The organism is Embleya sp. NPDC005971 (assembly GCF_040629175.1).
Taxonomy (GTDB): Bacteria; Actinomycetota; Actinomycetes; order Streptomycetales; family Streptomycetaceae; genus Embleya.
This window is the reverse complement of record NZ_JBEXUX010000016.1, coordinates 23,511-37,857: the sequence shown is the minus strand read 5'-3', so window position 1 is coordinate 37,857 and position 14,347 is coordinate 23,511. Positions and strand designations below refer to the sequence as shown.

Genomic DNA, 14,347 nt, shown 5'->3' with positions numbered 1-14,347 from the left:
GGCCGTGCCGACGGGAGGCCGGGTCACCGCGGGTGGTATCCGTGCATCAGGGCGGCGGTCTCCGGCGAGAACAACGCGGGGCCGATCGCGTCGGACCAGGCCAGGCCCTCCTCGGTCAGGCGCACCCCGCTCGCGGAGACGGTCAACAGACCGGCCTCGGCCGCCGGCGTCAGCTCGGCCGCGAAGTCGGCGGCGGCGTCGGTCCCGAAGGCTGCCCGGTAGTCGGCCGCGGCCAGCCCGTCGACCTGGAGCAGCGAGGTGAGCAGGAACCGCCTGCGGCGCTCGCCGGCATCGAGGCGACAGCCGACCCGGGCGCGGGTGAAGGCGTCCCGATCGAGCGTCACATAGTCGTCGATGATCGCCCGCACCTCGCCGATGCCGACCGCGTAGTCGAACGAGTAGTGCAGGTCGCCGGTGTACGAACGGGCGCCGCAGCCGAGGCCGATCATGCCGTCCCGCTGGCAACTGTAGTCGGATTCGGAGCCGACGTCGGCGTCGCGCGGCGCGTCCGCGCGGCGGAACATGCGCATCGAGACCTGCTCGTAGCCGGCCTCGCGCAGATGGTCGCGGCCCGCGCGGTAGAGGGCGAGGCGGTCGATGTCCCAGTCCGCACGCGTGACGGCGCGGCGGCCGAGGCCGGTGAGCGGGCGCACGTACAACGGGTAGAGGTATACCTCCTCCGGCCGCCACGCGAGTGCCGCGTCGATCGAGGCCAGCCAACCCGCCCGGGTCTGGCCGTCGATGCCGTAGATGAGGTCGATGTTGAGGATCGGCACCGCGGTGTCGCGGATCGCCGCGAGCGCGGCCTCGACGTCGGCCCGACGCTGCGGGCGCCCCACCGCGCGGGCCTCGGCGTCGTCGAAGGACTGCACGCCGATGCTGACCCGGGTCGTCCCGCGCGCGGCCAGCACCTTCAGCCGCTCCGGGGTCGCCGTCGCCGGGGACGTCTCGACGGACAGCGGGATCGCGTCGAGGTCCGCCCCCATCACGTCCGCGGCGATGTCGAACAGCCGCTCCAGCTCGGGCGCGTCGAGATAGGTGGGGGTGCCGCCACCCACCGCCGCGACCGCGAAACGCGCGTCGGGTATCGCCTCGCGCACGGCGCGCGCCTGGCGTTCGAGCGCGTCCAGGTAGCGCCCGACCAGTTCCGCCGGCGCACCCGTGCGGGTGAACAGGTTGCAGAAACCGCAGCGCATCTCACAGAACGGTATGTGCAGGTAGAGGAACAGCGCGGACAGGTCCCGGCCCCGCCACACATCGGTGAGCGCGGGCTCCGGATCCAGCGGGCGGTACGCGGTCTTGTGCGGATACGAGTAGACGTATCCCGTGTACGGCGACCCGAGCAGCTCTGCCGCCGACGACGAACGCGCGGACGAGGGATCGGTGGTGCCGGGCGACCCCATGGGCGGATGACCTCCGACGACGTGACTGGGTGGTGCGCGAGGCACTCGGATGCCCCGACCCTATGCACGCCGACCGACAGGGCCGCCGGCCGGGTGCCCGGGGGCGAACGCGCGGCCCGCGCGCCGCCCTCGACGCCGCCGCCCGAGACGGAGGCGGTCCGGGCCCGGACGCGCGAGCCGCGTGCCCCCGAGGTCCGCGCGTGCCGCCGAGCGAGTCGCCCGCGCCGTCACCAGTCGCCCGGGTACAGCGTGAACTGCGCGTACGGCACGGTCCACACCACCTCGTGCCCGATGCGGTGCCCGATGTAGCCGTCCTCGCCGTACGCGGTGCCGTGGTCGGACGTCACGATCGCGAAGCACGGGCGACGGCTGCTCATCGCCCGGAAGAGCCGGCCCAGATGCCGGTCCACGTATTCCAGCGCCGCCGCGTGCGTCTCGCGCGAATCGCCGTCGGCGGCCGTCGCGCCGGGCCGGTGGAACCAGTTCGGCTGATGCAGCGCCGCCACGTTGACCAGGAGGAAGAGCCGCTGCTCCGGTTCCAGGGCGGCGACCACCCGCTCCGCGCAGGCGACCTGGGACTCGAACGATGTGGGCGAGGTGACGCCCAGTTCGGGGGCCCAGTGGCTTTCCGCGAACAGGCCGGGCAGTACCGAGCCGAGCGCGCCCTGCTTGTTGAAGAAGCCCACGCCGCCGATGCAGGCGGTGTGATAGCCCGCCCGCGCCAGCCCGGTGGGCAGGTCGGGCTCGTCGAACACCCACGTGCGCGGCGCGGTGGACTCGCTGCCGCCGAAGCGCGCCGCGAACAGCCGCGGATGCGGCCCGGGCGCCCGCGGAGTGGGCAGGAAACCGGCGAGGAACGCGGTGTGCGCGGCGTAGGTGAAGCTGCCCGGGGTGTGCCGGGCCTCCCAGCGCCCCTCGGGCAACACCCGCGCCAGGTGGGGCAGCCGACCGGCCGCCGCGAGTTCCGCGGCCACGTCGTAGCGCAACGTGTCGAGGGTGACCATGAGCAGGTCGTGCCGGCCGACGACCTCGTTCATGTCGGGGTCGCGCCCGTCGTCGCGGGAGTGTGCGGCAGTGGGTGTGGTCAGGTCGGACACGGCAGTTGTTCCCCGTCTGGTGTTTCCCGTCCGGCCGCAGCCGACGTCTCCGGTGGGCGCCATCCCGCCATCAGCGCCCGGACCTGTTCCCCCCACGTGTCCCGACCCCGGTGCAGTACGCCCGGCAGCAGATCGCCGAACGCGTTGACCTCGCCGACCGCGTGCCGGCGCCGGTCGACCGCGAACAGCAGATCGACGCCGACGTGCAGGGTACGGGGAAAACATCCGGCCGCGCGAACACACGTCGCCAGCGCCTCGTCCCACGCGACGGACCCCACCGCCCGGCGCACCGCGTCGACGTCGACCCGGGCGTTGCCGAGGTGCAGATTGGTCATCGGGGTACGGCTGCCGCGTGCGACGACGTGTGTCGCGCGGCCCGCGACCACCAGGACCCGCAGGTCGACGGCGAGCCCGTCCAGGGTGAGCTTCGGCAACCACGTCTCGACGTGCACGCCGTCCACACACAACGCGTCGACCAGGGTGGCGACGTCCGCCTCGGCGCGATACGCGCGCACCCGCAACGAGTTGAACAGCGCGAGGTCGGATCCGGTGCGGACCAGTTCGACGGAGGTGGTGGCCTGTACGCGTGCCCCCGAGGTCTCCAGGGCCAGCACACCGGACGCGGACGAGCCGTGGGCGGGCTTGACGAAGACGCGCGGGCGGCGGCTGCTCCGCATCAACTCGCGCAGTTCGGCGTAGGAACGCACCGCGACGCCGCGCCCGTCGGCGGCGAGCCCGGGGGGCACCGCGACGCCCGCGGCGCGCAGCCGTTCGTGCGCGCGCGGCTTGTCGAACATGACCGCGATGTCGTCGGGGTCGTTGACGAGCCACGCGCCGGGGGTCGCGGCGACGGCACTTCGCACCCGCCGCAGCCCACGACGAAACGCGGCGTGGCGTGCCGCGCCGCCCTCCACCCGATGCGGGTCCGCCGGCCCGCCGAGCAGTGCGTGCACGGTGGCATCCTCGCCGGGGGAGTCGATCCGCACCGGTCCGGCGGCGTAGCCGGGTTCGGCGCCGCGCAATACGTCCTGCCAAGCGACCACCCGCGGCGCGGGCAATCCGGCGGCGCGCGCCGCGGCGTCGAAGCCCACCAGGCGGCGGTGGCCGGGGTTGCCGACGACGGTGATCGGGCTCTCGGGTGCGCCCGCACTCACTCGGCGACCTCCACATAGCGGTAGCCGCGGATACCCCGGCCGGATTCGCGGCGGGAGATCTCCACCGCGACGCCGGACGCCCGCAGCGAGTCGCGCAGGCGTTCGGCGACCGGGTCGTCCAGGAAGTGGTGATCGATCGTCAGCTTGCGCAGATGGCCGAGCGGTTGGCCCTGCAGGAGCGCCTCGCCGCCCTCGTTGCCCAGGGTGCCCATCGACAGGTCCAGGGATTCCAGCCGGGCCGTCACGGCGGCGCTCGCGAGTGCGGCGGCGATTTCGTCCTGGATCTCGCTGTTCATCAGGCCCAGATGCCGCAGCCCGGGCACGCGGGTCCCGGAGAGCAACTCGGCCAGGTCGTCGACGGTGGTGTCGCCGTCGTAGTCGCGGACGCCGAGCCACAGTTCGAGCGATTCCAACGCCGGAAGGTCGCTCAGGCCGACGGCACGCACGATCCGGGCGGACAGGCCGCCGCTCTCGAACCGGAGGCGGCGCAGGTGTTCGTGTCGTACCGGGGGCGGCGCGGGGGCGGCGGCCGCGGTGGGGTCCTGGAGGGCGTTCTCGCTGCCGCGGATCACCAACTCCTCCAGCGACGGGAAGGCTTCGAGCACTTCGGTCCACGGGCCGATGCCGATCCAGGAGATCTCCGCTTCCTCCTGGACCGCGTCGCCGAGGAAGAGTCGGCGCAGCGCCGGGAAGCGGTCGGCGTCCCGGATCAGCCGTTCGATCAGCGGATTGGGTTGGGACAGGTCCACATCCCAGGCGCCGACGATCAGGGCGGTGACCCGGGTGGTGTCCACGTTGGCCACGAAGTGGTCGTAGAGGTCCGTGAGTTCGGGGTCGTCCTCCCAGTGGCGCCGACGCAGCCGCCAGGCGACGGCGTCGGCGGGGTGGTCGTCGGGGGCGCTCCCGTACGGCGGGGTGGGTGCGCCGCGCGTGCCCTGCTCGGGTTGTTTCCCGGGGACGGCCGAGACCTCCTCCGACTCCGGCGGTCGCAGGTCGGCGACCGGCAGACCGCCGAAGTTCTCCAGGTAGTGGTAGATGGCCATGCTGGTCGGTCACCTGCGTAGGTCGGGTCCCGCAGGCACGGTCAGGGGTGCTGCCGAGGGCGGGCGCGGGCGGATCGGTGGGCGTACCGGTCCTGACTACCAGAGCGCGCCGACGACCCGCGCGCAGGGGCGTACCCGCGTCGCTGCGCCCGCGACCATGACGTCACCGCCCCGCACACCGCGGGGCGCGGGGCGGGGGCGGTGGTGGGCGGCGGCTCAGCCCTCGCGCAGTACCGCGCGCAGGCGGGCGACGAACGCGGCCGGGTCGCCGACGAAGCCGGTGTGGTCGCCGGGGAACATCGTGGGCTCGATGCCGAGTCCGACGGCCAGGGCCCGGGACGTGTGGTCGCAACTCTGTCCGGTCGAGTCCTCGCCGATGCCGACCACGATGCGGGTGTTCGTCGCGCGCAGGGCCGCGAGGTCGGGGCACCAGCGTGTGGTCGGGATCAGTTCGTGCGCGAACCAGAAGCTCTCGTCGGCGACCACCTGCGGATCCCGATCGGCGCCGAACATGGTCTCGAATACCGGTTCGGGCAACGTGATGTGGGCCTGGTCCAGGAATTTGCGCCAGGCGCCGCGCACGTCGCCGGCCAGGTGGTCGGCGACGACGTCGGCGGTCTCGGCGTGCAACCGCTCGCGATCCTCCAGCAGTTCGACCACCGGGGGTTCGTGTGCGACCAGGGTGTGCACCTGTTCGGGATGCGCCTGGAGCAGGGCCAGCGCACTGACGGCGCCGCCGCTGGAGCCGACGACCACCGCCGGTCCGGCATCGAGGCGGGTGAGCAACCGGGAGAGGTCGTCGGCACGCAACTCCGGCGTCGAGTCCCGATCGGGGTCGTGCACCGAGCTGCGCAGCACGCCCCGCGGATCGGTGGTGAGCACGGTGTGCTCGGCGGCGAGCAGATCGGCCATCGGCGCGAACGATCGGGCGTCCATCGGGGCGCCGACCAGCAGCACGAGCGGGCCCCGGCCGCGGACTTCGTAGTGCAGGTGCGCGCCGGGCACGTCGAGGGTGTGCACGGTGACGGGAACCGTCGAAGTGGGGGTCATCGGATCCTCCGGGTTCGGGGCGGCGACACCCGGGTCGCGTGCCGCGCACGCGGTTCGGGTGACGGAGCCGGCCGGCGGGGACCGCTTCCCCGCCTTTGCCCATACGACGAACGGGAGCTGCCCGGATCGACAACGGGCCCGCGACGACTTTCCGTGCCGGTGCCGGATCGGATGGGTGACTACGCGCCCGAGGCCGGGGCACCCGCGAGTTCCTCGGCGCGCTCGTGCTCGGTCGGCGTGGGCTCGTCGGTGGGCCGGCGCCGGCGGCGGTACACGACGAGCGTTACGACCAGAGCGAGCAGGAGCGCGGACGCGCCCACCGCGACCCAGGGCACGGCCCGGACCGCGGTCCGGGCATGCGCGACCGGGCCGGTCTCCGCCGGGCCGCCGGGTACCGGCATCGGGTGCACCGCGAGGTCGACGTCCAGCCGGAATGCCTGGGTCACGCCGTCGACGCGCACGGTGCGGGTCAACGACGCGCCGGGCAACAACTCGGGCAACGGGTCGAGCCGACGGTGCTCGGTGGTCAGGCCCCAGGGACCGCGAACGGTCAGCTCGGGGCGGGCGCCGAGGCGGATGTTGCCGGTGTTGCGCACCGTGTAGGTGACGGTCAGGCCGCCGCCGAAGGGGTCCGGCGCGGTGTGTACTCGGGTGCTCAGGCCGCCGGTGCCCAGGGCGGGGCGCAACGGGCCGTCGACGCGCAGATACACCCGGGTGCCCACCCGTCGGTCGAGCAGCACCTGATTGCCGGCCGCGTCCCGGCCGGGGGCGGCCACCGAGGCGACCACGCCGCCGCTGTGGTCGCCGGGGGACGCGTTGTCCGGAACGGACAGTTCGAACGGTACGTCGCTGCGCGAGCGCGCCGGCACGGTCACCCGGGTCTGCTTGAGGCGGATCCACGAGCCGACGTCGGCGGGCGGCCGGCCGGCGGCGAGCAGGTCGAAGCCGCCGGCGGCGGTGGTGAAAGCGTCCTGGGCGTACAGATCCACGGTCAGGGGCGTGTCGCCGGAGTTGGTGACCGCGACGTAGTCGAGCCGGCGGGCCCCCGGGGCGAGGGCGTAGCGGAAGAACGGGCGTTCGTCCGGGCCGTGTTCGGTGGAGGGCTGGACGGACCACGTGCCGGCCGCGGGCGCGGCGGCGGGCGGGGAATCGGCGGCGCCGGCGGGCGTGGCGCAGGAGAGCACGAGGCCGGCGCCGGCCGCGGCGAGCGCGGTGAGCACCCGGCGGATGCGCCGACGGGAGTGGGGCATGACGGATTCCGTTCGCGGGCGGACGGGTGGGGCGGGTGACGTCGGGCCGGGGCGGCGCGGGGTACGGGGACGACCCGGACCCCGCGCCGCCGTTGTGGCCGGGGTGGGTCAGATCGCGGTGACCGTCAGGGTCGCGCTGTAGGTGCCGGGCGCCGTGGTGGTCGCCAGGTTCAGGGCGAGGTCGGCGCCGAGCACGGCGGTGCCGCGACCGTGGCCGGGCACCGCTCCGCCGAGGGTGCGGGCGGTCTTGACGCCGCCGTCGGCCGCGGGCGCGACCGGCCCGCCGGCGCTGACCTGCTGACCGTCGCCGGCCTTGACGACCTTCGGGGTCCAGCCGAGCGCCGAGCCGTCGAAGGACGCGCCGCCCTCGGCGGTGAAGTCGGTGACCTGGCCGCTGACGTTCCAGCCCGGGTCGGCGATGCGCAGGTCGGTGACCTGGACCGTGTTCAGCGCACCCGAGGTGGCCAACCGGTCGCCCGCGGCGGTCAGTTCGGGCGAGGGCAGGGTGACCGTCGGGCCGGCGACCGTCATGGTCAGCCCGCCGGTGTTCTTGACGGTGGTGGTGATCACCTGGCTGCCGGACAGCGGGTCGCCGCCCGGGTCGGTGCTGCCGCCCGCGGTGAACGAGACCTGGTCGACGGCCCAGAAGCGGCTGTTGGTGCCGGTGTAGCGGAACCGGATCTGCGCGGTCTTGGCGCCGGCCGGGACGTCGAGGGTCAGGCGCTCGACCTGGTTGACGTTCGTGCGGTACGACTTGATCGGCTTGGGTGTGCCGCCGTCCCAGGACACGTACACGTCGCCGGTCTGCGGGCCGTCGACCTGGTAGTCGCTGACGTAGCTCAGCTCCGCCTTGGTCCTGCCCTCGACCGGGTAGGCCGGGGAGACCAGGGTCGAGTCGAACTGCCCGGCGGCGTGCGCCTTGTCGTCCCACTCGTCGGAGTCGGCGACGGCGAACACGTTGCGGCTGCGCACGTTGCCCTCGCGGGCCTGGCCGCCGCCCTCGGTGCGGGTGAAGAACTCGTCGGTGGCGAACGACCAGCCGCGCCACTCGGTCACGCCGCCGGCGGGCATCGCCGAGTTGTCGATCGACCAGCCCTGCGGCGCGGTGTGGGTGAAGCCCTTGATGCCGGCGGGGATGCCGCTCTCGTCCACGCGCTCGGACAGGATCGGGCGCAGCGCGTCGAAGGCGTCGGGCTTGATCTCGTCGATCGGCTGCCCGTCCAGGCCCCACGCCGGGTCGATCCGGACACCCTCGTGCTTGAGCACGGTGGGCGCGATGTCGACGAGGCGCACGTCGTTGCGCACGGCGCCGGCCGGCATGCCGCCGCCGTTCGCGATGACGAAGGTCTGGCGCTCCTGCGGGGTGTCGCCGCCGTGGCCACCGGAGTCGGTGTGGCCGTGGTCGGTGGTGACCATGATCAGCCAGTCCTCCTGGGCGTAGGTCGGCCGGGCCCGCAGCGCGTCGAGGACCCTGCCCACCCGGGTGTCGGCCTCGTGCACCGCCTTCGCGTAGTCGGCGCTGGTGCCGCCGGTGTTGTGTCCGGCCCCGTCGACCTCGTCCAGGTGCATGAACGCGACGTCGGGGTTGCCGGTGGACAGGTACTGCGCGGTGTCGGCGGCGGCGAGGTCGTCGTTCTCGTCGGTGGCCACCCGCACGTCGACCCTGGGCGAGAAGATCGTGGACGAGATCGGCGCCCACGCGCCGACCACGAGGGTGGAGGCGGCCGGTTGGGCGGTCTCCAGCCGGGTCGCGAAGTCGGGGTACTTGTCGTACCGCGACCCGGCGAACGAGTTGTCGTGCACGCCGTGCTTGTCCGGCCAGACGCCGGTGGCGATGGTGGACCAGCCGGGGCCGGAGACGGTGGGTGCGAACGGTTGGGCGTACAGGTTGCTCGACGCGGTGGTGCCGCCGGCCATCAGGGCCTTGAGGTTGGGTGCGTCGCCGCTCTGCAGCTTGTCGAAGCGCAGCCCGTCGATGCCGATGACCAGGGTCTTGGCCTTCTTGGTGCCGCCGGGCAACGACGGCAGGGCGTCGGCCGCGGCGGGCGAGGCTGCGAGCGCGGCGCCGGCCAGGGCGAGCGGAACGCCGACCGCAGCGACCGCGACGGCGGCGAGACCGCGTTTGGCACGCGTGGATCCGTACACTTCGATAACTCCCTCGGTGGATGAACCGGAGTGGGGTCGGGCCGAGGCGGGGGCAACCGCCACAGGCCCGCCGGGCCGATCGCGTTCGCGCGGTCGGCCCGGCTGCCTTTCGCCGCGGGTACCGATGGCGCTGCCGGTACCTGCGAGAGCGTGCGCCACCAACCATGCAACGGGTCGGGGATCGGTCACCCACGAACGGCCGTCGGCCGGTTGAATAAAGAGCGAACTTCCGGTCCGAACCCGTTATCGTTTCGTGATCGAGTGAAGTCGGTCGGCACGGTGCCTCACTCGTGTTCCGGCAACGACGGGACCGGGTTGTGCCGTAGCGCGTCCAGCACCGCGCGGACCGCGGCGCGCGGTGGCGAGCCCCGGCGGATCGCGGCCGTGATCGTGCGGGTCACCGGGGTCGCGAGTTCGCGGGTGACGACGCGGTAGCGGTGGTCGACCGCCAAGCCGGGCAGCAGGGCGATCGACAGGCCGGCCTCGACGTGTTGCAGGGTCATCATGTAGTTGCTGAACCGGCACACCACCCTCGGCTCGAACCGTGCCCGGCGACACAGGCGCAGCGCGAGGTTGGCCATGTACGACTGCGGCATGTCGAACGCCCACGGCTCGCCCGCGCAGGCCGCCAGGTCCACCGCGCCGCGCCCGGCCGCGGGGTGCTCGGGCGGGAGCACCAGCACGATCGGGTCCGTGGTCAGCGGCACGAGGTCGAGGTCGGGCCCCAACGGCAACTCGTCGAAGTCGGTGGTCGTGATGATCACGTCCGCGTCGCCGACCCGCAGCGCGGGCATGCTCTCGTGCGGCTCCAGCTCCAGCAACTCGACGTCCAGGTGCGGATGTTCGCGCGCCAGTCGGGTCACCGCCGGCACCGCCATCGAGTGGATCGCGCTCTGGAACGCGCCCAACCGCACCAGCCCGGCGGGTTCCTCGCCGAACCCGCGCAGTTCCTCCTCGACACCGTCCATGTGGTCGAGGATCGCCCGCGCCCGCCGGGCCAGGATCAGCCCGGCCGAGGTCAGCCTCACCCGGCGTCCGGTGCGTTCCAGGAGCTGGGTATGGGTCTCGGCCTCCAGCACGGCGAGCTGTTGGGACACGCTGGAGGGGCTCAGGTTGGCGGCCTGGGCGACCGCCCGGATGGTGCCCAGGGTGTCCAACTGGCTCAGCAGCCGCAGCCGCCAGGGGTTCATCATCCCCCGATTGTTGTGCGGTTTTGCCGAACAGGACAGCCGGAATCGTGTGCTGGACGTGTTGCTCGACCGCGACCTACCGTCGGGAACATGACTGCTTCGAACACCGCCCCGGCGTCCGCGGAAACCTTCTGGACCGATGCCGAACGGCATCTCGTGCGCTACGGCGGCGAGTTCACCCGCGAGATCATCGACCATGCGGCCGGGAGCTTCGTCTTCACCGCCACCGGCCGCAAGATCCTCGACTTCACCTCCGGGCAGATGAGCGCGATCCTCGGCCACTCGCACCCGGACATCGTGGCGACCGTGCGACGGCAGGTGGCCACCCTCGACCACCTCTACAGCGGCATGCTCAGCCGCCCGGTGGTCGACCTGGCCCGGCGGCTGGCCGAGACGCTGCCCGCGCCGCTGGAGAAGGTGCTGCTGCTCACCACCGGCGCCGAGTCGAACGAGGCCGCGATCCGGATGGCCAAGCTGGTCACCGGCCGGCACGAGATCGTCTCGTTCGCGCGGTCCTGGCACGGCATGACGCAGGCCGCCGCGTCCGCCACCTACAGTGCCGGCCGCAAGGGCTACGGGCCCGGCGCGCCGGGCAACTTCGCCATCCCCGTGCCGAACGTGTACCGGCCCGACTTCACCGCGGCGGACGGCTCGCTGGACTGGCGGCGTCAACTCGACTTCGCCTTCGACCTGATCGACGCCCAGTCGACCGGCAGCCTGGCCGCGTGCCTGGTCGAACCGATCCTCAGCTCGGGCGGCGTCATCGAGCCGCCGGCCGGCTACTTCGCGGCCCTGCGTGACAAGTGCCGAGAACGCGGCATGCTGCTGATCCTGGACGAGGCGCAGACCGGCCTGTGCCGCACCGGGTCCTGGTACGCGTTCGAGCGCGACGGCGTCGTCCCCGACATCCTCACGCTGTCCAAGACACTCGGTGCGGGACTGCCCCTCGCCGCGGTGGTCACCAGCGCCGAGATCGAACAGGAGGCGCACGAGCGCGGATTCCTGTTCTTCACCACGCACGTCGCCGATCCGCTGCCGGCCGCGGTCGGCAACACCGTGCTGGACGTGCTGATCCGCGACGGGCTCGACGAGCGCGCCCGCTCGCTCGGCGGCTTCCTGCGCCGCGGCCTGACCGAACTCGCCGGGCGCCACCCGGTCGTCGGCGACATCCGCGGCCGGGGCCTGCTGGCCGGCCTCGAACTCACCGTCGACCACGAGTCGAAGCGAACCTCGGACGAACTGGGCGCACGCATCACCCGCCGCTGCCTCGAACTGGGCCTGCACATGAACATCGTGCAACTCCCCGGCATGGGCGGCGTCTTCCGCATCGCCCCACCCCTGACCGCCACCGAAGCCGAACTCACCCTCGGCCTCACGATCCTCGACGAGGCCATCACCGACGCGTGCGCCGACGGTGATCGGTGACCGGGGTGGAGGTCAGGCGGGGAGGTGGGCGCGGACGCCGGCTTGCACGTGGGGGCCCAGGGAGTTGGTGCCGGTGACCCGGAGTTCCAGGTCGTTGCCGCGCACGGCGGTCACCACGCCGTCGAGGGCGAGGGTGTCGCCGGTGTGGTTGGGGGCGAGCAGGCGCAGGTCGACTTCCAGGAGGCGGGTGGCGGGGCCGGCCCAGTCGGTGACCACGCCGCCGACGAGGCCCGTGGTGGCGAGGATGTTGGTGAAGATGCCGGGGCGGTGCAGCGAGGTGCGCGTCCAGTCGGCGTCGTGGTGGGCGGCGTAGAAGTCCTGGGTGGCGAAGGCGGTCGCGATCACGAAGGTGGGGGTGATCGGGATCGTGGTGACCGGGGTGCGGTCGCCCACCTGCGGGGCCGCGGTGAGCGGGCGGCAGGTGCGGCCGCTCGCGGTGGTGGGCCGCGGGGGTTCCGCGCGGGTGTCCGGCGCGGCGGCGACGGGGGGTTGCCGCTCGGGGGTGCGGAAGCACAGTACGGTCCAGTCGACGGTCGCGACCTTCGCCCCGTCCTGGTCGCGGAAGGTCATCCGCGTGGTGACGAAGTATCCCGGGCCCAGCGCCGTGCGCTTGCGCGCGGACACCGTGGTGAGCGCGCTCTCGCAGGTGAGGTGGTCGCCGATGCGCGCCTCGCGGTGGTACTCCTGCCGGCATCGCGTCGCCGCGCGGGCGGCGTAGCCGTGTGCGGTCAGCAGGCGATGCGCGGCGGCCGTCGGGTTGTCGGACGCCGTGCCGGTCGGTGTTTCCCCGTCCAGGTAGGGCGCGTACCCGGGGACCTGCGACAGCGTGGCCGCCAGTGCCGGCAGCGAGGGCATGGTCCACGCCTGGATCATGGTCGGCGGCGCGACGATCCCGGCCCGTCCGGTCGCGGCGGCGGCGCTCGCGTCGCGGTAGACCGGGTTGGGGTCGCCGAGGGCGTCGGCCCACAGGTCGAGCATCGGCAGGTTGACCGCGTGCCGGGCCCGCACGACGGACGCGGTGCCCCGGGCCACGCAGTCCCGGAGCAGCGCGTCCAGTTCCGCGGTGTCGGTGGTGTCGGTTGTCATGCCCGCCTCGCCTTCCAGACGATCGCCGGTTGCCCCGCACACCCTACCGAGATGCTTGACATTGACAAGCGGTACGGGCCGCCCGCCCGGGCGGCCCGTACCGTCCTCGATGTCCGGCGGCCGATGTTCGATGGCCGGGGTTCGGCGGCCGGTGTCTAGCGGCCGGTGCCCGCGTGCACCGGTGCCTCCTCGGTCGTGTCGAGGTCGAACGCGGTGTGCAGGGCGCGCACCGCGTCGGCGACCCGGGCCGTGCGACACAACACCGAGATCCGGATCTCCGAGGTCGAGATGATCTCGATGTTGACCCCCGCCGCCGCGAGCGTCTCGCAGAACGTCGCGGTCACGCCGGGGCAGGTCCGCATGCCGCTGCCGATCAGCGAGATCTTGCCGACGTCCTCGTCGTGGCTCACCTCCTCGACGCCGATCTCCTCGGCACACGCGCGCAGGGCGGCCAACGCGGCGAGCGCACCCTCCGCGGCCAGCACGAAGGTCAGGTCGGTGGGTCCGCCGGTCGGCGACGCCGCGTTGTGCACGAGCATGTCGATCTCACCCCCGGCATCGGCGACGGTCCGCACCAACCGGCCCACCGCCCCGGGGTGGTTCGGTACGCCGGTCACGGTGACCTTGGTCCCGGAGGTGTCGTGGGCCACGCCGGTGATCGTCGACCGGCCGGTGTCGCCGTCGTCGGGTGCGCCGGACACCGTGGTTCCGGGCCGGTCGCCGTACGCGGATCGCACGTGGACGGGCACGCCGCAGCGGCGGGCGTACTCGACCGAGCGCAGCGCCAGCACCTTGCTGCCGGCCGCCGCCATCTCCTGCATCGCCTCGTAGCCGATGTGGTCGAGCAGTGCGGCGTGCGGAACGATCCGGGGATCCGCGCTGTAGACCCCGTCGACGTCGGTGTGGATCTCGCAGACGTCGGCCTTGAGCGCGGCGGCCAGGGCGATGGCCGTGGTGTCCGAACCGCCGCGTCCCAGCGTGGTGACGTCGTCGGTATCCCGACTCAGTCCCTGGAATCCGGCGACCAGGACGATGGCGCCCCGGTCGAGTTCCCGCCGGATGCGCTGCGGCGCCACCTCGACGATGCGCGCGTTGCCGTACTCCGAGGTGGTGAACACCCCGGCCTGGGCACCGGTGAGCGAGCAGGCCCGCTCACCCAGGGCGCGGATCGCCAGCGCGGCAAGGGCGTTGGAGATGCGCTCGCCCGCCGTGACCAGCATGTCGAGTTCGCGTGGATGGGGGAGGGGGGCGACCTGCCGGGCCAGGTCGAGCAGTTCGTCGGTGGTGTCACCCATGGCGGACAACACCACGACGACATCGTGGCCTTCCCGGTGGGTGGCCACCACACGTTCGGCGACTCGTCGGATGCGCTCGATGCTGTGCACCGAGGAGCCGCCGTACTTCTGGACGATGAGAACCATGCGGGAGGTCTCCTCGATCGAGAGACTGCCGGTGATGGGCGGCCGATCGGCGGCGGGTGGCCCGGATCGGACCGCCCGCCGCC

Annotated in this window: 11 protein-coding genes; 1 reads left to right on the top strand and 10 read right to left on the bottom strand. The window is 73.0% G+C overall.

Annotation, left to right across the window (positions count from 1 at the left end):
- Nucleotides 1-23 precede the first annotated feature (23 nt).
- From ABZ374_RS16455 to ABZ374_RS16420, 8 genes are all read right to left on the bottom strand, one after another.
- Nucleotides 24-1,403 (bottom strand): STM4012 family radical SAM protein, encoded by a 1,380-nt coding sequence (locus ABZ374_RS16455; protein ID WP_360311400.1) that lies wholly within the window; start codon nt 1,401-1,403, stop codon nt 24-26.
- 227 nt (nt 1,404-1,630) lie between these two features.
- Entirely contained in the window at nt 1,631-2,440 is an 810-nt protein-coding gene (locus ABZ374_RS16450; RefSeq protein WP_360311600.1) for an STM4013/SEN3800 family hydrolase, read from the bottom strand.
- Between the two features lie 47 nt (nt 2,441-2,487).
- Nucleotides 2,488-3,654 (bottom strand): STM4014 family protein, encoded by a 1,167-nt coding sequence (locus ABZ374_RS16445; RefSeq protein ID WP_360311398.1) that lies wholly within the window; start codon nt 3,652-3,654, stop codon nt 2,488-2,490.
- The gene (locus ABZ374_RS16440; protein ID WP_360311396.1) at nt 3,651-4,697 is read right to left on the bottom strand and encodes an STM4015 family protein; all 1,047 of its coding nucleotides are present in this window, start codon (nt 4,695-4,697) and stop codon (nt 3,651-3,653) included. Before ABZ374_RS16440 ends, ABZ374_RS16445 begins: the two co-directional genes overlap by 4 nt.
- Nucleotides 4,698-4,913: 216 nt before the next feature.
- The gene (locus ABZ374_RS16435) at nt 4,914-5,747 is read right to left on the bottom strand and encodes an alpha/beta hydrolase (protein ID WP_360311394.1); all 834 of its coding nucleotides are present in this window, start codon (nt 5,745-5,747) and stop codon (nt 4,914-4,916) included.
- Nucleotides 5,748-5,926: 179 nt separating this feature from the next.
- Complete coding sequence (locus ABZ374_RS16430; protein WP_360311392.1) at nt 5,927-6,997, bottom strand: DUF916 domain-containing protein; 1,071 nt, start codon at nt 6,995-6,997, stop codon at nt 5,927-5,929.
- 108 nt (nt 6,998-7,105) lie between these two features.
- The gene (locus ABZ374_RS16425) at nt 7,106-9,142 is read right to left on the bottom strand and encodes an alkaline phosphatase family protein (protein ID WP_360311390.1); all 2,037 of its coding nucleotides are present in this window, start codon (nt 9,140-9,142) and stop codon (nt 7,106-7,108) included.
- A 284-nt stretch (nt 9,143-9,426) separates the two neighbouring features.
- Nucleotides 9,427-10,335 carry a LysR substrate-binding domain-containing protein gene (locus tag ABZ374_RS16420; RefSeq protein ID WP_360311388.1) on the bottom strand — a complete coding sequence of 303 codons (909 nt, stop codon included), beginning with the start codon at nt 10,333-10,335 and terminating at the stop codon, nt 9,427-9,429.
- Between the two features lie 87 nt (nt 10,336-10,422).
- Between ABZ374_RS16420 and ABZ374_RS16415 the strand changes: the two genes are divergently transcribed.
- Nucleotides 10,423-11,757 (top strand): aspartate aminotransferase family protein, encoded by a 1,335-nt coding sequence (locus tag ABZ374_RS16415; RefSeq protein ID WP_360311386.1) that lies wholly within the window; start codon nt 10,423-10,425, stop codon nt 11,755-11,757.
- A gap of 12 nt (nt 11,758-11,769) precedes the next feature.
- Here the strand turns inward: ABZ374_RS16415 and ABZ374_RS16410 are convergent, their stop codons facing one another.
- Both ABZ374_RS16410 and ABZ374_RS16405 read right to left on the bottom strand, forming a co-directional pair.
- Nucleotides 11,770-12,843, bottom strand: coding sequence for a MaoC family dehydratase N-terminal domain-containing protein (locus ABZ374_RS16410; RefSeq protein WP_360311384.1), 1,074 nt, complete (start codon nt 12,841-12,843; stop codon nt 11,770-11,772).
- A 155-nt stretch (nt 12,844-12,998) separates the two neighbouring features.
- Nucleotides 12,999-14,264: an aspartate kinase gene (locus ABZ374_RS16405; protein ID WP_360311382.1), complete on the bottom strand. Its 1,266-nt coding sequence runs from the start codon at nt 14,262-14,264 to the stop codon at nt 12,999-13,001.
- Nucleotides 14,265-14,347: the final 83 nt, after the last annotated feature.